This window comes from Pseudomonas caspiana (assembly GCF_040224095.2).
In the GTDB taxonomy this organism is placed as follows: Bacteria; Pseudomonadota; Gammaproteobacteria; order Pseudomonadales; family Pseudomonadaceae; genus Aquipseudomonas; species Aquipseudomonas caspiana.
Map to the genome: position 1 here is coordinate 2703530 of NZ_CP167995.1, position 18238 is coordinate 2721767.

16 protein-coding genes are annotated in these 18238 nt (G+C 58.3%); 6 read left to right on the plus strand and 10 right to left on the minus strand.

All coding sequences use genetic code 11. The features are described 5' to 3' along the window. Positions 1–250: 250 nt before the first annotated feature. Positions 251–1336, minus strand: a complete 1086-nt coding sequence (locus tag ABRP31_RS12470) for a tartrate dehydrogenase (RefSeq protein WP_349972775.1) — start codon at positions 1334–1336, stop codon at positions 251–253. Positions 1337–1444: 108 nt separating this feature from the next. On the opposite strand from ABRP31_RS12470, the gene ABRP31_RS12475 reads away from it, so the two are divergent. Further along, on the plus strand, positions 1445–2362 hold the full coding sequence (locus ABRP31_RS12475; protein ID WP_349972776.1) for a LysR substrate-binding domain-containing protein: 918 nt from the start codon (positions 1445–1447) through the stop codon (positions 2360–2362). Here the strand turns inward: ABRP31_RS12475 and ABRP31_RS12480 are convergent. Beyond that, the gene (locus tag ABRP31_RS12480; RefSeq protein ID WP_349972777.1) at positions 2349–2828 is read right to left on the minus strand and encodes a hypothetical protein; all 480 of its coding nucleotides are present in this window, start codon (positions 2826–2828) and stop codon (positions 2349–2351) included. The two genes, ABRP31_RS12475 and ABRP31_RS12480, sit on opposite strands and share 14 nt — an antisense overlap. On the opposite strand from ABRP31_RS12480, the gene ABRP31_RS12485 reads away from it, so the two are divergent. Both ABRP31_RS12485 and ABRP31_RS12490 read left to right on the plus strand, forming a co-directional pair. After that, positions 2803–3780, plus strand: coding sequence for an ABC transporter substrate-binding protein (locus tag ABRP31_RS12485; protein ID WP_349972779.1), 978 nt, complete (start codon positions 2803–2805; stop codon positions 3778–3780). The two genes, ABRP31_RS12480 and ABRP31_RS12485, sit on opposite strands and share 26 nt — an antisense overlap. A 9-nt stretch (positions 3781–3789) precedes the next feature. Beyond that, the gene (locus tag ABRP31_RS12490) at positions 3790–5484 is read left to right on the plus strand and encodes a GMC family oxidoreductase N-terminal domain-containing protein (RefSeq protein ID WP_349972780.1); all 1695 of its coding nucleotides are present in this window, start codon (positions 3790–3792) and stop codon (positions 5482–5484) included. 131 nt (positions 5485–5615) lie between these two features. Here the strand turns inward: ABRP31_RS12490 and ABRP31_RS12495 are convergent, their stop codons facing one another. Further along, positions 5616–7043, minus strand: a complete 1428-nt coding sequence (locus ABRP31_RS12495) for an aldehyde dehydrogenase family protein (protein WP_349972782.1) — start codon at positions 7041–7043, stop codon at positions 5616–5618. Between the two features lie 173 nt (positions 7044–7216). Between ABRP31_RS12495 and ABRP31_RS12500 the strand changes: the two genes are divergently transcribed. The 3 genes from ABRP31_RS12500 (at position 7217) to ABRP31_RS12510 (ending at position 10376) form a co-directional block, all read left to right on the plus strand. Then, complete coding sequence (locus tag ABRP31_RS12500; RefSeq protein WP_349972783.1) at positions 7217–8164, plus strand: LysR family transcriptional regulator; 948 nt, start codon at positions 7217–7219, stop codon at positions 8162–8164. Between the two features lie 142 nt (positions 8165–8306). Further along, entirely contained in the window at positions 8307–9011 is a 705-nt protein-coding gene (locus ABRP31_RS12505; protein WP_349972784.1) for an HAD-IA family hydrolase, read from the plus strand. 81 nt (positions 9012–9092) lie between these two features. Continuing rightward, positions 9093–10376, plus strand: coding sequence for an FAD-binding oxidoreductase (locus tag ABRP31_RS12510; protein WP_349972785.1), 1284 nt, complete (start codon positions 9093–9095; stop codon positions 10374–10376). A gap of 162 nt (positions 10377–10538) precedes the next feature. On the opposite strand, the gene ABRP31_RS12515 is transcribed toward ABRP31_RS12510, so the two are convergent. From ABRP31_RS12515 to ABRP31_RS12545, 7 genes are all read right to left on the minus strand, one after another. After that, a complete protein-coding gene (locus ABRP31_RS12515) occupies positions 10539–11030 on the minus strand; it encodes an Lrp/AsnC family transcriptional regulator (RefSeq protein ID WP_027900155.1) in 492 nt (163 codons plus the stop codon). A 39-nt stretch (positions 11031–11069) separates the two neighbouring features. Further along, positions 11070–11756: a haloacid dehalogenase gene (locus ABRP31_RS12520; RefSeq protein ID WP_087270392.1), complete on the minus strand. Its 687-nt coding sequence runs from the start codon at positions 11754–11756 to the stop codon at positions 11070–11072. A gap of 96 nt (positions 11757–11852) precedes the next feature. After that, a complete protein-coding gene (gene gabT, locus ABRP31_RS12525) occupies positions 11853–13142 on the minus strand; it encodes a 4-aminobutyrate--2-oxoglutarate transaminase (RefSeq protein ID WP_349972786.1) in 1290 nt (429 codons plus the stop codon). A 388-nt stretch (positions 13143–13530) separates the two neighbouring features. Further along, positions 13531–14616 carry an ABC transporter ATP-binding protein gene (locus ABRP31_RS12530; protein ID WP_087270397.1) on the minus strand — a complete coding sequence of 362 codons (1086 nt, stop codon included), beginning with the start codon at positions 14614–14616 and terminating at the stop codon, positions 13531–13533. Between the two features lie 130 nt (positions 14617–14746). After that, complete coding sequence (locus tag ABRP31_RS12535) at positions 14747–16207, minus strand: NAD-dependent succinate-semialdehyde dehydrogenase (protein ID WP_349972787.1); 1461 nt, start codon at positions 16205–16207, stop codon at positions 14747–14749. Positions 16208–16432: 225 nt separating this feature from the next. Beyond that, a complete protein-coding gene (locus tag ABRP31_RS12540) occupies positions 16433–17230 on the minus strand; it encodes an ABC transporter permease (protein WP_087270402.1) in 798 nt (265 codons plus the stop codon). After that, the gene (locus ABRP31_RS12545; RefSeq protein WP_087270405.1) at positions 17231–18157 is read right to left on the minus strand and encodes an ABC transporter permease; all 927 of its coding nucleotides are present in this window, start codon (positions 18155–18157) and stop codon (positions 17231–17233) included. Positions 18158–18238: the final 81 nt, after the last annotated feature.

The window sequence follows — 18238 nt, forward strand, 5'->3', positions numbered from 1 at the left end:
TTAATTGGTGTGTAGCCGGTTCTGCGAAAACCATACCTCAATGGCGTGTGCGTTAATTTTGATAAAAGATCGCCGCGTGTCCCAATAACAACACTGATGCAGAACAGACACAGACCTGTAGGAGCTCACCGAGTTTACGAGGCCAGCGATGAAGGTTTACCTGGCATGCCGCCATCGCGGCCTCGCGGTGCTCGTGCGCTCCTACAGATAATGCATTTCAGTCCAGTTGAGAGGCGATGCGGACTGCTCCTTATCGTGCGCAGGCAGCCGCGATGGCTTTGCCCAGTGCTTCGGTATTGCCCTTGCCGCCAATATCAGCAGTCAGCGGGGCGTTTTCCGGTCCCATGGCCAACACGGTTTCAATCGCGGTGAGCACTGCTGCACCGGCCTCTGGATGGCCCAGATGCTCAAGCATCATCGCACCGCACCAGATCTGCCCGATCGGGTTGGCAATGCCTTTACCTGCGATATCCGGTGCTGATCCATGTACCGGCTCAAACAGGCTCGGGAAGTGGCGCTCCGGGTTGATGTTGGCCGAGGGCGCAATACCAATGGTGCCTGTGCAAGCCGGACCCAGGTCGGAGAGGATGTCGCCGAACAGGTTGCTGGCCACCACTACGTCGAACCAGTCTGGATGCAGGACGAAGTTCGCGGTGAGAATATCGATGTGGTACTTGTCGACGTTCACGTCCGGGTATTTCTTGCCCATTTCCACGACGCGCTCGTCCCAGTACGGCATGGTGATCGCAATGCCGTTGGACTTGGTCGCAGACGTCAGGTGTTTCTTCGGGCGACTCTGAGCCAGGTCATACGCAAATTTGAGAATGCGGTCGACGCCAACGCGGGTCATCACGGTTTCCTGAAGAACGATTTCGCGATCGGTGCCAGGGAACATCTTGCCGCCAACGCTTGAGTATTCGCCTTCGGTGTTTTCCCGTACTACCCAGAAATCGATGTCCCCGGGCTTGCGATTGGCCAGCGGTGCCTTGACGCCCGGCATCAGGCGGCAGGGGCGCAGGTTCACGTACTGGTCGAACTCGCGGCGGAACTGCAGCAGGGAATCCCACAGGGAAATGTGATCAGGCACAACGTCCGGCCAACCCACTGCACCGAAGTAAATCGCGTCATAGCCTTTGAGAATTTCGAACCAGTTGTCGGGCATCATTTTGCCGTGGGCCAGGTAGTAATCGGCACTGGCAAAGTCGAACCAGTCCCATTGCAACTCCAGGTTGTGCTGCGCGGCCACCACATCCAGCACGCGTACGCCTTCGGGCATGACTTCCTTGCCTATGCCATCGCCAGGGATGACGGCAATTTTGTAATGGGACTTGCTCATGGATTTTGACTCCAGGGTTGATGGCTGACGAGGCTCAGTGTATGCAGTGTCTCTGGATTAATAATTAGTCATTCGCGAAAGCCATTCTTAGATTCAAGGAAACAATCGATGAGCATGATCGATGACCTGAGTTTCTTTCAGCAGGTCGCCACCCGCAGCAGCCTGACTGAAGTCGCGAGGCAGCTGGGGCTATCGCTGCCTGCGGTGAGCAAGCGTCTGAGCCAACTCGAAGCGCGGCTTGGCGTGCAATTGCTGCAACGCACCACGCGCAAATTGTCACTTACTCCGGAGGGCGTGCTTTACCTGGAAGGTGGGCGACCCATCTTGCGTCAGCTTGACGAGCTGGAAAGTGCTCTGAACAGTCGTCAGCCCACCTTGCAGGGGCGCTTGCGCATCAACGGCACGCTGGGTTTTGGCCGTCGGCATCTGGCGCCCGTGGTGTCGAGCTTTGCCCGGCTGCATCCCGAGCTGGAGATTTCTCTGGAGCTGACCAGTCAGCCCGTGAGCTTGCTGGATGATCAGTTCGACATCGGTGTGTTCATGGGCGAGCCACCTGACTCGCGGCTGATTGGCGTTCGCCTGTTGGAAAACCCGCGAATACTGTGTGCTTCACCCCAGTATCTGGAGGGGCGGCCAGCATTGAAGCGTGTGGCCGACCTGGCCGAGCACAACTGCATCTTGCTGCGTCAGTTTGGCAGCGATTACGCGATCTGGCGCTTTCAGAAGGACGGTCAGGATTTTGCCCATAAAGTCAGCGGCACGCTGTCGAGCAACGACGGCGAAGTGGCACTGAGTCTGGCGCTGGAAGGCCACGGGCTGATCCTGCGTTCGCGCTGGGATGTGCAGGCACATCTGGAAAGTGGGCGGCTGATAGCAGTACTGGAAGAATATCAACCGCCACGCGGCGATATCTTCGCGGTGTACCAGCATCGACGCCACATCCCACAGCGTATTTCGCTATTCACCCGGTACCTCGCGCAGGAACTGACCAAACGCCTGCCGTTTGCGGTGACTACGGCATTGTGAGTAAGCGGTAGCGCTCAATAACAAAATGCAAACCGTTGAATCGGATGCATGTTCTGTAGGAGCTGCCGAAGGCTGCGAAGCCTTCATCCTGACACACTGCCATCGCAGCCTTCGGCAGCTCCCACAGGTCCAGTGTTCGCCGCGAGACAGCGTGGAGCCATGGGTAGCGGAGCAGTGCCTTCCAAAAAACGCCATAACCTAAAATCATGTCAGCAATGATTATTGATGCATTGCCGGACCGCCCCCCGCTCTTGTAACGTCCTGTAGACCCGCTCGGTAACAATAAAAACTTAAAACCTGAGCATGCGTTGGTTTTTGCAGGGTGTTCAGAACAGGGTTTTTGCAGCTGCCGAATCATTCTACGTTCAGGAAGATTTGCCATGAAAACCGTTTCATTGGGTTCAGTCTTATCCCTGTTGTGCGTGTCGATATCGTGCGCGATGTCAGTATCGGCAGAAGAAATCACCTTCGTTTCCCAAGGCGGGGTTTATCAGGAGGCCCAGACCAAGGCGATCCTCGACCCGGCAGCCAAACGCCTGAACATCACCATCAAACAAGACAGTGTTCCTGACGCCTTGCCCATGGTCAAAGCCCAAGGCGCGGCGGGCAAGCCGGTCTGGGATGTGATCGATACGCCACCCTCCAACTGCATTCGGGGTGGCAATGAAGGACTGATCGAGAAACTCGACCTGAGCAAAATGCCTAATGTGCAGGCCATGCCCGAAGCCTATCGCACGCCTTACTCGGTCGCTTACGAGTTCTATTCTTCCGTGCTCGGCTATAACACCAAAACATTGAAGAAGCTGCCTCAGAGCTGGGCTGACTTCTGGAATGTGAAGGAATTTCCCGGCACCCGCTCATTACGCAACGACCCTATGGGCACTTTGGAAGCCGCGTTGCTGTCGGACGGCGTGCCACGAGACAAGCTCTACCCACTGGACGTAGACCGGGCCTACAAGCGTCTCGAACAGATCAAACCCGATATCGCCGTCTGGTGGAGTTCGGGCGGGCAGTCCGCACAGTTGCTCAACGACGGCGAAGTGGACATGTTGATGATCTGGAATGGTCGTGCCAGTGCTGTGCGCAAAGACAATCCTGATATCTCGTTCACCTACAACGAAGGCATCCTGCAAAACACCCAGTTGTGCATCCTGAAGAACGCCCCGAATTACGCCACCGCAGTCAAGTTCGTCAACGAAGCGCTCTCGCCAGACCTGCAGGCCAACCTGCCGCTGTACATCGATTACGGTCCTGGCAACCCGGCCGCGTTTGGCACTGGCAAGTTGACCGCCGAACGTGCCAAAGAGCTGCCGAGTTCTCCGGATAACGCCGCGAAGCAGGCGCTGATGTCCGAGGAATGGTGGTCGTCGGCCGCGGGTATTGCCGCGAAGGATCGCTGGCTCAAGTTTGTCCAGTAGGCCAGCGCTGTGAAAGGTATCGACTACCTGATTCTGGGCGGCGGTTCGGCTGGCTGCGTGTTGGCTGCGCGGCTGTCCGAGGACCCCCGCACGCGTGTGTGCCTGATCGAAGCAGGGCGCGATATTTCGGCGGGCAATATGCCTGCCGAGATTCGTAGCCGCTATCCGGGGCGGGCCTATCTGGATACGCGCAATATCTGGCGCCAACTGACGGCGCTGATGGGCAAGCGCTCCACCGAGCGCCGCTATGAACAGGCTCGGTTGCTGGGCGGAGGTTCGGCCATCAACGCCTTGATGACCAATCGCGGCGCGCCCGACGACTATGACGAGTGGCAGCGACTCGGTGCTGAAGGCTGGAACTGGAACAACTGCCTGCCGTACTTCCGCAAGCTGGAAAACGATACCGACTTCGACGGTCCGTTGCATGGCAAGCAAGGGCCACTGAGGATTCGCCGCACCGCGCAGGAATTTCTCTCACCCTTCGTCAAGGCGGTCATGAAGGTGCTGGGCGAAGGCGGACTGGCTACAAAAGCCGACCAGAACGGGCCTTGGGAGCCGGGTGTATTTGTTGGCGCAATCGGCGTCAGTCCTGAGGGGGAGCGGATCCCCACGTCCGTGTGTTATCTGTCCGATGAGGTGCGTCAACGCAGCAATCTGAAGGTACGCACTGAATGTCTGGTCGACCGTGTGCTGTTCAAGTCTCATCAGGCGGTAGGCGCGCGCGTTGTCCTGGCGGACGGCACCTCGATTGATCTATTCGCCAAGGAAGTGATTGTCTGCTCAGGGGCGATTCACAGCCCGGCGGTGTTGATGCGCAGCGGCATCGGGCCTGCCGATGAGCTGGTCCAGTCAGGCATTTTCGTCGTCGCGGATCGTCCAGGTGTCGGCCGTAATCTGATGGAGCATCCATCAATAGCGGTCTCGGCATTGTTGAGCAAAGCAGGGCGCACGGCGTTCCCCAGCGAACACCACGAGCAGGCCATCGTGCGCTTTTCTTCGGGTTTGCCGGACACCGTGCCTTGCGACATGCACGGCGCGATTCTCTCGCGTTCCGGCTGGCACTCTTTGGGCTATCGATTGGGCACGATATTTTTCTGGGTCAACAAGTCGTATTCCCGAGGTCGTATTCGGCTGGCCTCCAGTGATCCGGCTCACGAACCTGAAGTGGATTTCTGCATGCTTTCTGACCCTCGGGACCTGGAGCGTCTCAAGCAGGCATTGAAATTTGGCGCGGCGACGCTTTCAGCCTCGCAGCTCAGTGCACAGCGCAGCGTGACGTTTCCCTCCAGTTATTCGCCCCGGGTCGCTAAAGTGGCGCAGCCTGGGCTGGTCAATGGCTTGCTTCGCGGGGTCTTGAGTCTGCTGCTGGATATCGCCGGGCCGTTTCGGGCGTGGCTGATTCACCGGTTGGTGACTCAGGGGGTGACGCTGAAAAAGCTGGTTGCGGATGATGCGGCGCTGACCGACTTTGTCCGGAGAAATGTCGGCGGCACCTGGCACCCATCGGGCACGTGCCGTATGGGGCGGGCGGACGATCCGCAGGCCGTCACGCTCAGTGATGGAAAGGTGATTGGCGTCACTGGCCTGCGAGTATGTGATGCGTCGTTGATGCCTTCAATTCCGTGCGCGAATACCAACGTGCCGACCATCATGATTGCCGAGCGGATTGCGGATCTGATCAAGGCTGAAAGTCAGCAAAAATGATCCTGTAGGGCGCATTTTTGTGTAGGAGCTGCCGAAGGCTGCGAAATGGTTTTCTGAAACAACGCTTATCGCAGCCTTCGGCAGCTCCTACAAAGTCATCTACACGAATATTGCGTTCCGCGGCTCGACCGTTACGGCTGATACCCCACAATCGCCTTAGTCTCCAAAAAAGCCTCCAGCCCCCACTCAGCATATTCACGGCCATTCCCGGATTGCTTGTAACCGCCAAAAGGTGCGCCGGGGTTCCAGTCGGGATGGTTGATGTAGACACCACCCACTCGCACTTGCAGGGCAATGTCTCGTGCCCGTTGCAGGTTTGATGACTGCACGTAACCGGCCAGGCCAAATACGCTGTCATTGGCCAAAGCCACCGCGTGCTCATCATCGTCGTAGGCCTGAATCACCAGCACCGGTCCAAATATTTCTTCCCGGGCGATGGTCATGTCCGGTGTCACCCCGGCAAACACCGTAGGTTTCACGTAGTAACCACGTTCCAGACCTTCAGGCCGGCCCAAGCCGCCGCAGACCAATTGCGCACCTCCCGCAATGCCTATGGCAATCATCCGCTGAATAGCCTGGAACTGACGCTCACTGATCACCGGTCCCATCGTGGATTGCGGGTCGCTGGGGGCGCCGACCTGATGAGCCAGGGCGGCGCGACGAGCGAACTCTACCGCTCGGTCATGCAGCGCCGCAGGCACCAGCATCCGGGTCGGTGCGTTGCACGATTGTCCGCTGTTGCCAAAGCAGCCGTTCACGCCGGAGGTCACCGCTTTTTCCAGGTCGACATCGTCCAGCAGGATGTTGGCCGATTTGCCGCCTAACTCCTGATGGACCCGCTTCACGGTCGGTGCGGCCAGGCGAGCGACCTCGACGCCGGCCCGGGTGGAGCCGGTGAAGGACACCATGTCCACGTCGGGATGGGCAGCCAGCGCTGCGCCCACCGTAGGGCCGTCGCCATTGATCAGGTTGAATACACCGGCAGGCACCCCGGCGTCATGCATGACCTCGGCAAACAACACCGCGTTCAACGGCGCGATTTCACTGGGTTTGAGAACCATCGTGCAGCCCGCAGCCAATGCCGGGGCGACCTTGCAGACGACCTGATTGATGGGCCAGTTCCAGGGGGTTATCAACGCGACCACGCCGACAGGCTCAAGGTTGATCAGCGTATTGCCGGTGGTTTTCTGAAAATCAAACCTGTCCAGCGTGCGTAGCAGTTGCTGCAGGTGACGCTTGCCAATACCGGCTTGCCAGTCGTAAGCCAGCGCTTTGGGTGCGCCGACTTCTGCCATGATCGCTTCGGCAATTTCGTCGTAGCGCTGCATGAACACGTCCAGAATCTGCTCGATCAGTAGTCTTCTTTCGTCAGGCGAGGTGCGCGCGAATGACGGGAATGCGCGCCTCGCCGCTGATACGGCGGCATCAACGTCAGCCTGATTACCCATAGCGATCTTGCAGAAGGGCTGCTCTGTCGCCGGGTTGACGACCGCCAGTTGCGTGTCGCCCGCGGGTGTTACCCAGCGGCCATCGATATAAAACTTCAGTGCATTTTCCATAATCGGGGGCAGTCTCGTTGGGAGGAGGGAACGTGACGAAGGAAGTGCTGAGTGTGAGTGTCGGTCTCGGATCGCAATGGGCGTAGAAAGCACATTCAGTCGCTCGCAAGAATAAGCATCTATTTCTGCATCCGACAATTTACTAATAGTTGCTTCAGGCATAAGCTCAGGTCATGTCTAATCTTCGTCGAAAGCTTCCCAGTTCAAGTTCCCTGTTCGTCTTCGAGGCGGCCGCACGGTGTGGCAGCTTCACGCGAGCGGCGGATGAGCTGTGTGTCAGTCAGCCAGCGGTCAGTCGGATGTTGTCACGCCTGGAAGAACATCTCGGCGTGCAGCTTTTTGAACGCATGCGCGGTGGTGCGCGACTGACCGAAAGCGGCAGTATTCTGTACCGCAGGGTCCAGGAAGGTTTTAGTACGATCGAGTCGGCAATCAGCGAAATCGAGTCCCGTGCCACGGGTATCGAAACGGTTACGCTGTCAGTGTCAACGGCGTTCACCACCCACTGGTTGATGCCCCGCATGAGCCGCTTCAATCAACGTTTTCCCAGCGTGGACATGCGCTTTCAGTTGATGTCCGGCCGGATTGGCGGACCTTTGGTGGATGTCGATCTGGGAATGCGCTACCTCGACTCAGGCAGTCTGAAAGCCACGGATATGCTGGTCATACCTGAAATAATGCTGCCAGTCTGCAACCCGCAATACCTCAAACAGGTCGTGCACGGCACAGGTAAAAAACAGCCGCCGACGCTGATCTGCATGGACAACCAGGACCGTGATTGGGCGCAGGATTTCGGCTCGTCCGGCCGCTCCGAAAATGCGTTGATATTCTCCGATTATGCGGTGGTGGTGCAGGCCGCCTTGTTGGGTCAGGGTATGGCGCTGGGATGGCTGACGGTTGTTTCCAACAGCCTGGTCAAAGGCGAACTGGTACCGGCCGTCGAGCAGCTCAGGGTCACGTCGCGGCGTTGTTGCCTGGTCACTCCGGCGAGTCGTCCGGTGCGGCCAGTGGTGGAAAATATCCGCGACTGGATTATCGAAGAAATGCGCGCTGACCTTCTGCAAGTAGATGCGCTTTACCCACATTTAGGCCTGGCAACCCACTTGGAACCGGTTCGTTGAGATCAGGTGTGCCGCACACAGTAAAAAAACCGTAGGTTATGCTTCGAGGCCCGTACAAAACGGAATATTTCATGGGGAGAGCAGGCAGATAATGGGTTTACCCAGCTTGCTTTCCCTTATGAATTATCTTGCGGAGCGCCTTATGTCATTCAAGCAATTCAAAGCCCTGACGTTCGATGTCGTTGGCACCCTCATTGATTTCGAGGCAGGCATCCTTGCTCACGTGCGTGAAGTGGCGGGCGAAGCGGGTAAAGCCTGCAGTGACGACGACATTCTCAAAGCCTATCGCGAAGCACGTGCCCAGACCGACTCGGGCTGGTGGCCGGACGATCTGGAGCGCTGCTACCACGTCATTGCTTCGAAACTGGGGCTGCCGGACAACGATGAATACGCCAAAGGCCTGAGCCTGGCGGTCAAAAACTTCCCGGCGTTCCCTGATTCGGTTGAAGCACTGAAGCGTCTGCGCAAGCACTTCAAGCTGGTTGCCACGACGAACTCGCGCATCTGGGCGCTGGATTTCATGGCCAAGACGCTGGACGAGCCGTTCGACGTGCGCGTGACCGTGGACGACGTCCGTTTTGAAAAGCCTGACCCACAGTTCTTCGCCTATACCCGTGGCGTATTGGCTACCCAAGGCATCCTGTTCGAAAACATCCTGCACGTTGCGCAGAGTCAGTACCACGACATCGGTGTGGCAATGCGTCTGGGCTATCAAACCTGCTGGATCGAGCGTCGTTTCGCCCAGAAGGGTACCGGTGGCACGCTTGAGTCCGAGCGAGTAGAGCCGCATTACCATTTCACTTCGCTGGCGCAACTGGCCGACGCAGTCGAGAAAGAACTCGGCTGAGGGTGCCTTGAGCGGGTTTGACGATTCTGGCGCCCGGGCAATGCCGCGAGCGCCTTTGTTCTTTTTAGCCGGATGCTGGCCATGACTGTTCAGAGCTTGTGGGCGGCAACTGCCCAATCTTCTCCTGCACTGCAATCGCTTGAAGGCGATCGCCAGTGTGACGTGGTGATCATCGGTGCCGGTTACACCGGGCTGACTGCCGCGCACCATATTGCCCTGAGCGGCCGTGAGCCGTTGATCGTTGAAGCCAATACGCTCGCCTGGGGCGCCAGCGGGCGCAATGGCGGGGTGGTTTCACCCAAGTTCCGGGTTGGTTTTCCGACGCTGATGGAGCGTTTCGGTCGTGATACTGCCTTGCACATGTATCGCACCGGTTATGCGGCAGTGGACAGTCTGGTGGAGATGGTCGACAGCCTTGGCTTGTCAGGGGCGCAGCTGCACATGGGCGGGCATATCGCCGCCGCGCATAACGTTCATGCGTTAGGCGGGCTCGAGTCCACTGCAAACTGGATCAGACGGGAAACCGGTGGCACGTCTTCGCTGATGATCAGCGGCGAACAGGTTCGCGAGGCCACCGGATCGAAGATTTTCGCCGGTGGCTTGCTGACGCCGAAAGCAGGTGGCATTCACCCGCTCAACTACGCGCGTGGCATTGCAAAGAGCCTGACTGAGCGTGGGGTGAAGTTGTACATCAACAGCCCGGCCAACCAGGTGCGTCACGAGGCAGGCCGCGTCATTGTCATGACCCCTCAAGGGCGCGTCAGCGCGCGGCAGGTGATTTACGCCACCAATGGCTATTCCGATCAGACCCGGGCTACCGATACGTTGCATCGCCGATTGATCCCGTTTCGCAGCGCGATCATTGCGACTGAGCCGCTACCCGCTGATGTACTGGCGCAAATCATGCCGGGTGGTCAGGTATGTGGTGACACCAAACGGATGTTGCGCTGGTTCAGGGTCGTCGGTGACCGGCTGATCTTTGGCGGACGAGGTGCCTTTGGCAAGAACGATTCCGAGAGCGCCTTCCGTACCTTGCAGCGCAGCATGGGAGAGGTGTTTCCGGTACTGCGTGATCACCAGATTGATTTTCGCTGGTCCGGCCTGGTTGCCATGACGCTGGATTACCTGCCCCATGCCGGACAACTGGATGAGCGCAGTTTCTACGCGATCGGTTACAACGGCGGCGGGGTTGCCATGTCGACTTACATGGGCGGGCAACTGGCAAAGATGACGGCCGGAGAGAAGGTCGATCTGGGTCTGCTTTGCGGGGACAAATTCAACCCTATTCCCCTGCACGCATTCCGCGCACCCGGCGTGCGTCTGGCGGCGGGTTGGCAGCAATTACTGGATGTGATTGGCCGGTGATTATGGCGCTACGCTGGTTCGCGTAAAACATTGAACCTGTAGGAGCTGCCGAAGGCTGCGATGGCGGCGTATCAGAATGAATGCTTCGCAGCCTTCGGCAGCTCCTACAGAAAAAGCTTTCCGTTGAGTTTTGTGGCCAGGAGCAACCGAGTGTTGTGCGTGTCACACCGCTCTGACCAGACTCCGCAGCGGCACGGTGCTTTTTACCACCGGTGACTTGATCACGATGTAGCTGAAGTACTTCTCGATGCCGATATTCTTGTCCAGGATCGACTCCATCAATTCCTGGTAGTGCTGAATGCTGCTGCACAGAAAGCGCACCAGATAGTCGTAGCCGCCGCTGATCAAATGGCATTCGAGCACTTCATCGATGTTGCGGATGCTCGATTCAAACTTCACGAAGTCTCCACGCTTGTGGTCGGAGAGGGTGACTTCGGTGAAGACGGTGACCGAGTTGGCGAACTTGGCCAGATTGACGTGGGCTTCATAGCCGCTGATGTAGCCTGCCGACTCGAGGCGTTTAACCCTTTGCAGGCAAGGACTGGGAGACAGACCGACAGCTTCGGCGAGGCTGACGTTGGTCATTCGCCCGTCTTTCTGCAGTTGGACCAGGATGTTGATGTCGATACGATCGAGCTTCGTTGCTGCGTCCATGGTTCAGTCCTCGCAATTTCAAAATCCTGCCTGCACGCCTCAGGCATGCAGCGCTTTTTGATGCGCATGGACGAGGTCTGCCAGACTCGCGTACTCACAGCGATTGCCGTCCAGTGCCTGCGGTGAATGATTCCACGGCAGGCTGTGACCCCGTCGCAATGTACACACCGGGAAATCCACCCGCTCATTCCACGGGTCATCGGTTTCCGTACTGCGCACCGGTAACAGTTCTGATCGCTCCAGCTCCAGTTGGAGTAACGCAGTATTCAGACTCATGTGCCAATCAATGCTGCTGGGTTCGATAACAGCGTCGAACGTCACCGGCAAGCGGCTGATCAGCGAGCTCACATTGATGCCGTGAGGTGGGGCGATCAGTATCAAACGGTAGAACTTGCTCAGGTACTGCAATGCACCTGGAACGTCTTCAAATATGGGCCAATGGTCAGAGGAGCTACTGAAAGCAACACTCTGATCCCAGTCAGGAATCATATGCAATTGGTGAGCCAGACGTTGGTACAGCTGGCCGTGAAACGCGGTATGACTGCCGTCTGACCCACTGCTGATCAACTCGTCGGCGATACGTCGATAAGCTTCGAGCAACTGCTCGTCATCGGGCGCGGATCGGCTATGCACTGCCAGCGGTCGAAGTCCTTCAAGGATGCCCCGTTCTCGATCAACCAGTGTTCCAAAGGAAAATCCCAATGCCTTGTACTGGGTGACTTTCATTGTTCGCTCCTGAGCAACCACTGTCGGTTCCGTCTAGTTTCAAACCAAAGCCCGGCACTGGGTGAGCAGGCCGGGCAGGTCATGCAACGCAGGTGCTCAGCAGGCTGCCGCCAATGCGCGATCAAGCATCTGCAAGGCTTCCGCCACTTGCTCGGGGGTGGTCACCAGCGGCGCGAGGAAGCGCACCACGTTACGGTGTACACCGCACTTGATCACCAGCAGACCCGCGTTACGCGCTTCGTCGATGACTTTCTGCGCCAGCGCTGCATCCGGGCTTTGCTTGTTATCATCGGCAACCATTTCGATGGCTTGCATGAAGCCCAGTCCTCTGACATCACCAATGCGTGGGTAGCGGGCTTGCAGGGCCAGCAGACCGTCCCGCAACTGCGCGGACAGTTTCTCCCCCTGGCCCAGCAGATCCTGCTCTTCGAACAGGTCCAGCACCGCCAGCGCCGCAGCACAAGCGACTGCATTGCCGCCATATGTACCGCCCAGGCCACCGGGCGTCGGCGCATCCATGATCTCGGCCCGGCCTACTACAGCGGAGAGCGGCATTCCGCCTGCCAGGCTTTTTGCGACCGTAACCAGGTCAGGTTTGATGCCTGCGTGCTGGAAGCCGAACATGGTGCCAGTGCGGCCAAATCCAGCCTGAATTTCATCAAGAATCAGCACGATGCCGTGCTGAGTGCAGCGCGCACGCAAGGCTTGCAGGAATTCATTGGAGGCGGCGATGAAACCTCCGTCGCCCTGTACGGGCTCGATGAGGATCGCCGCCACGCGATCGGGTGCAACATCGGTGGCGAACAGCTCATCCAGTTCCGCCAGCGCATCGTCGCTGCTGATTCCGCGATACGGGTTCGGGTAAGTGGCGTGATAAATCTCGGCCGGGAAAGGCCCAAAGTTCTGTTTGTACGGCTGGCTCATGCCCGTCAGGGTTACGCCGAGCAGGGTTCGTCCATGGAAGCCGCCGCGAAAGGAAATCACCGCCGTACGATTGGTATGACCACGGGCGATCTTGATTGCGTTCTCTACGGCTTCAGCGCCGGAGGTGAACAGCACGCTCTTGTAGTGTTCATCGCCACCGATCAGCTTGTTCAGTCGCGCGGCGACCTGGATGTAGTTCTCGTAGGCCACGACCTGAAAGCTGGCATGGGAAATCTCGCCGACCTGGCGACGTACTGCATCAACCACGCGCGGGTGATTGTGTCCGACATTGAGTACGCCGATACCCCCGACGAAGTCCAGATAGCGCTTGCCATCCACATCCCACAGCTGCGCGCCCTCGGCACGTGCAGCGACAACCGGATGAGCCGTGATGATGCCGCGCGGGATGTGCTGCTCACGCAGAGCGAGCAGCCGTTGGTTTTCAGTCAGTGCAGAATTCATCTCAATCTCCGTGATCGCCAGAGTGGCAGGTGATGTGATCAGGATAAGCACTGGCCAGAATCACAAGCACTGTAGTTGCCCGGGCCAGCGCTGTGATCGACTGTTTTGGAGGGAGGTTGCGAAATAATTCGCTGTGGAGTGTTGCAGGCAAACTTGAGCGGTTTGTAAATCCTGTGGAAGCAGAGCTTGCTCCTGTCAAATAAATGCACTTACCTGACGCGGAGTGTTTTTTTACAGGAGCGCACGAGCACCGCGAGGCCGCGATGGCGGCCTGTCAGACAAATCGCTATCGCGGCCTCGCGTTGCTCGTGCGCTCCTACAGTTCTGGGTTGATTCGCACAGCGCTGTGTCAGGGACATTTGGGCAGCTCCCACATAAAAGCCCTGTGTCAAACCACTGCCCGCGGCACAACAATGGTGTCTTCCGGGTGCAGGCGCATGAGCAGCGGGGAGCCAATCGGCGGCAGGCTGAGGTTGCCTTCGTGATGGCTTGGCTGACGCAGGCTGACCGTCGGGCCGCCTTCCAGGTCGACGAACACCTTGAGGCTTTCCCCCTGAAAAACAATGTCCGAAACACGACCGCGCAGACGGTTCCATTCCGGGCCTGAGGTGTCGTTGTCGAGCAGCAGTTTTTCCGACTGCAATGCCAGAAACACATCGCCCGAAGGTGGAATAGCGCGGGTCGTACGCAGTGCCGTAGCGCCCAGGTTCAGGCCGCTGTCACTGCGTTGCAGCGGGATCAGGGTGCTTTCGCCAATGAAACTGGCGACGAAGTCATCGGAAGGATGATCGTGCAAACGACGTGGCGTATCCACCTGCACCAACTGGCCGCCACGCATGATCGCGATACGGTCACTCATGGTCAGCGCTTCACGCTGGTCATGGGTGACGTAAATCATCGTTGCACCCAAGCGTTTGTGCAGGGCTCGCAGCTCAATCTGCATGGTCTCGCGCAGTTGTTTATCGAGAGCGGAAAGCGGTTCGTCCATCAGGATCAGCTTGGGTTCAAAGACGATGGCCCGTGCCAGTGCTACCCGTTGCCGCTGACCGCCGGAAAGGGCCGCAATCGAACGGTTTTCGTAGCCGCTCAGTTCCACTGTCGCCAACGCTTGCTTCACGCGACCCAGGCTTTTGGCAGCGCTTTCCCCTCTGGCGCGCAGGGGGAACGCAACGTTTTCGCCCACTGTCATGTGTGGGAACAGCGCGTAATTCTGAAACACCACGCCGATTTCACGCTTATGGGGCGGCATCAACGTCACGTCGCGCTCGCCAAACAGAATGCTCCCGGAGCTGACGCGGATGAATCCACCGAGGATGCTCAGCAGCGTAGTTTTGCCTGAGCCGGAAGGGCCCAGCAAAGACATGAATTCTCCGGCCTCGACCTTCAGGTTCACATTGTTCAGCGCCTTTAGGCTGCCGTAATCCTTGCAGACCTGATTGACGCTGACCGACTCAAAACCTTCAGTGAAATTCATGAAGCATCCTCCTGTGCAGAGCGGGTGTCTGCATCCATCTGAACACAGCCGCTGACCGTGTTCGTGCCGTTTTGAGCCGCCGGGATAACAGGATCTGCTGCCCGGCGGTGTCTGTCTTTGAGGCCGGCTGTCAGTCCAGACCGCCGATGTGCCAGGCCTTCACTTCGAGGAATTCGTCGAGGCCGTACTTTGAGCCCTCACGGCCGGTGCCTGACTGCTTCATGCCGCCAAAAGGAGCGACTTCCATGGAAATGATCCCGGTATTCAACCCCACCATGCCGAACTCCAGCCGTTCACCCACACGCCAGGCGCGGCGCATGTCTTGAGTGAAGTAATACGCGCCCAGGCCATAGGGAGTAGCGTTGGCCAGCGCCAGCGCTTCGGCTTCGTCCTTGAAGCGGAACAGCGGGGCCACTGGACCGAACGTTTCTTCGCTGGCCAGCAGCATGTCGGCTTTGGCGTCACGCAGAACGGTAGGCTGGACATATAGCCCATCGCCCTGAGGCGTGCCGCCAATCACTACACTGGCACCTTTTTCCAGCGCGTCGCCAATGTGTCGGGCGACTTTGTCGACTGCCGCAGCATTGATCAGCGGACCAATCGTGACGCCGGTTTGCAGGCCATCGCCGACCTTCAATTCGGCGACGGCAGCGCTCAGGCGTTCGGCAAAACGCTCATAAATACCGTCCTGAACCAGAATGCGGTTGGCGCAAACGCAGGTTTGCCCAGCGTTGCGGAATTTGCTCTGCATGACCCCGGCAATGGCCAGATCCAGGTCCGCATCATCAAAGACGATAAACGGGGCGTTGCCACCCAGCTCCAGGCTCAAGCGTTTGATGGTGCTCGCGCACTGGCTCATCAATAGCTGGCCGACTTTGGTTGACCCTGTGAACGAGAGCTTGCGTATCGCCGGGTTGCTGGTCATTTCACCGCCAACTCCGGCTGGCAAGCCGGTCAGCACGTTGAATACGCCGGCCGGGATGCCCGCACGTTCTGCGAGTACCGCCAACGCCAGGGCTGACAGCGGGGTCATTTCCGACGGCTTGACCAGCACCGGGCAGCCTGCCGCCAGCGCCGGGGCGCACTTGCGGGTGATCATCGCGTTAGGGAAGTTCCACGGGGTGATGGCGGCCACGACGCCAATCGGTTGTTTGAGCACAATGATGCGTCGGTCGGCGACCGGCGAAGGGATGGTATCGCCGTAGATGCGCCGGGCTTCCTCTGCAAACCATTTAACGAAGCTGGCGCCGTAGGCAATTTCACCGCGCGACTCGGTCAGCGGTTTGCCTTGCTCGGCGGTCATGATCAGCGCCAGATCTTCCTGGTTGTCCATGATCAGCTTGAACCAGACTTCAAGAAAACGCGCGCGCTCGGCGGCCGGCACCTCGCGCCAAGACACGAAACGTGCCTCAGCAGCGGCGATGGCGCGACGGGTTTCCGCGGCTTGAAGGGCCGGAACCCGGGCGATCACGCTGCCGTCGGCGGGGTTGGTCACGTCCAGCGTCGCGCCGTCATCGGCATCAATCCACTCGCCATTGACGTAGGCGCGCTCGACGAGAAGGGAAGGGTCACGCAGGGTATTTTTCAACATGATCAAGGTGCCTTGAAGGTCCGAACGATGGACTCATTGTAAAAATGTCTGCCCAGCGGCCGATGCCGAGATAGCCACTGGAGCGGGTGCTAGATGCTGAATTTGCAGCGCTGGCGGCAGATGTTGCTATCCCGATATCCCTGTAGGAGCTGCCGAAGGCTGCGAAACGGTGTGTCAGACAAATTGCCTTCGCGGCCTTCGGCAGTTCCTACCGAGGTGGTGTTTTCAACTTGGTTTATTACGCCCCGCGATCACCACCAACAACAGTGAAGCCAGAATCAGGATCGAGCTGATGGCCGCAATCGTCGGGTCGATTTCATCGCGCAGTGCGGTGAACATGCGCTTGGTCAGGGTCTGGTTGTCGCCGCCGGAGATGAACAGCGCGACCACGGTTTCGTCCAGCGAGGTGATGAACGCAAACAGTGTGGCCGAGACCAGGCTTGGCTTGATCTGCGGCAGGGTCACGGCCATGAACGCCCGGAAGCGATTCATGCCCAGGCTGCGAGCGACCATTTCCTGAGACATGTCGAAGTTACGCAAACCTGCCAGCAGGGCGATGATCACGTAGGGCAGTGCCAGCATGATGTGCGCCAGAATCAGCCCGGTCATGGTGCTGATCAGGCCCACTCTGGCGTACACAAAAAACACCCCGGCGGCGATGAGGATGATTGGCACCATCATCGGCAGCAGCAGAATGATTTGCAGGGTGCGCACCACCTTCAGGCTGGAGCTGTTGATCGCGTAAGCCGCAGCCATGCCGATGGGCAGGCTGACCAGCGTGGTAACAGCGGCGGTGATCAGGCTGACCCGTGCCGCCGACATCCATTCAGCGCTCTGGAAGAACGCCGCATACCAGCGCAGCGACCATTCCTTGGGCGGGAATTGCAGGAAGCGCGCTTCGGAGAACGACATCGGCACCACGATCAGTACCGGCAGAATCAGGTACAACAGAATCGCTGCCACCAGCACCGTGAACAGCGCGTGGGAAAGTCGGATATGACGCAGATAGGCGACCAGTTTCATTTAGCGCGCTCCCAGAATGCGTTCGATAGGGATGAACTTGTTGATCCCCCAGAAAATCAGGAACACCACCAGCAGTAACACCAGGCCTACCGCGCTCGCGGCGCCCCAGGCGTGATACAGCTCAACGTTGCGTTGCACCAGCATCGATACCAGGATCGTGCGACCACCACCGAGCAGCTCGGGCGTAATGAAGAAACCCAGGCAGATGACGAAAACCAGAATCGAACCGGCCATGATTCCCGGTGCCGCCATCGGCAAGAACACTCGGCGGAAAGTGTAAAAAGGCTTGGCCCCGAGGCTTTCCGAGGCTTGCATCAGGTCCTGCGGAATTTTTTTCATCACTGAATACAGCGGCAGAACCATGAACGGCAGCATCACATGCAGCGTGCCAATGACCGTGCCCGTGGTGTTGTGCATCAGGTTCAACGGCTGATCGATGATCCCCATGTCGATCAACGTCTGGTTGACCAGCCCGCGGCGTTGCAGCAACACCAGCCAGGCGTAGGAACGTACCAGCACGCTGGTCCAGAACGGGATGATTACGCAGATCAGAATCAGATTGGCCCAGAAGCCGTGCAGGCGTGACGCGGCATAAGCAATAGGGAAGCCGAGGAAGACCGACAGTACAGTGACGATGAGGCTGATCTTGAAGGTCAGGACGAACGTGTCCCAATAGATCCGCTCTTCAAAAATACGCAGGTAGTTGGCGAGGGAGAAGCCTTCTTCAGTCTGCACCGACTGAAAGGCCAGCCAGCACATCGGCAGGATCAACAGCACTATCACCATGAACAGCGCCGGGGTGAGCAACAACATCATTGAGGTGTGTTCCTTGCGCTCTTCACGGGCAAGGGCATCGCTGTTGGTAAGCGGCGGTTGTTGCTGATTGTCGGATTCAGGCAGGGATTTGGCGAGATAAGCATTGGACATGTCTTTCTCCCGTCACTTGTTCTGGCTGAAGCGCTGGAAGGCGCCGTGCTTGAGTGTTGGCATGTGAACGACTCCCGAAAG

What these genes read in the sequence shown, in the direction of transcription:
- ABRP31_RS12475 (WP_349972776.1), top strand. Translation starts at nt 1,445, where the DNA reads ATGAGCATGATCGATGACCTGAGTTTCTTTCAGCAGGTCGCCACCCGC.
- ABRP31_RS12545 (WP_087270405.1), bottom strand. Translation starts at nt 18,157, where the DNA reads ATGTCCAATGCTTATCTCGCCAAATCCCTGCCTGAATCCGACAATCAG.
- ABRP31_RS12515 (WP_027900155.1), bottom strand. Translation starts at nt 11,030, where the DNA reads ATGGACGCAGCAACGAAGCTCGATCGTATCGACATCAACATCCTGGTC.
- ABRP31_RS12540 (WP_087270402.1), bottom strand. Translation starts at nt 17,230, where the DNA reads ATGAAACTGGTCGCCTATCTGCGTCATATCCGACTTTCCCACGCGCTG.
- ABRP31_RS12520 (WP_087270392.1), bottom strand. Translation starts at nt 11,756, where the DNA reads ATGAAAGTCACCCAGTACAAGGCATTGGGATTTTCCTTTGGAACACTG.
- ABRP31_RS12495 (WP_349972782.1), bottom strand. Translation starts at nt 7,043, where the DNA reads ATGGAAAATGCACTGAAGTTTTATATCGATGGCCGCTGGGTAACACCC.
- ABRP31_RS12530 (WP_087270397.1), bottom strand. Translation starts at nt 14,616, where the DNA reads ATGAATTTCACTGAAGGTTTTGAGTCGGTCAGCGTCAATCAGGTCTGC.
- ABRP31_RS12505 (WP_349972784.1), top strand. Translation starts at nt 8,307, where the DNA reads ATGTCATTCAAGCAATTCAAAGCCCTGACGTTCGATGTCGTTGGCACC.
- ABRP31_RS12485 (WP_349972779.1), top strand. Translation starts at nt 2,803, where the DNA reads ATGTCAGTATCGGCAGAAGAAATCACCTTCGTTTCCCAAGGCGGGGTT.
- ABRP31_RS12535 (WP_349972787.1), bottom strand. Translation starts at nt 16,207, where the DNA reads ATGTTGAAAAATACCCTGCGTGACCCTTCCCTTCTCGTCGAGCGCGCC.
- gabT (WP_349972786.1), bottom strand. Translation starts at nt 13,142, where the DNA reads ATGAATTCTGCACTGACTGAAAACCAACGGCTGCTCGCTCTGCGTGAG.
- ABRP31_RS12470 (WP_349972775.1), bottom strand. Translation starts at nt 1,336, where the DNA reads ATGAGCAAGTCCCATTACAAAATTGCCGTCATCCCTGGCGATGGCATA.
- ABRP31_RS12510 (WP_349972785.1), top strand. Translation starts at nt 9,093, where the DNA reads ATGACTGTTCAGAGCTTGTGGGCGGCAACTGCCCAATCTTCTCCTGCA.
- ABRP31_RS12500 (WP_349972783.1), top strand. Translation starts at nt 7,217, where the DNA reads ATGTCTAATCTTCGTCGAAAGCTTCCCAGTTCAAGTTCCCTGTTCGTC.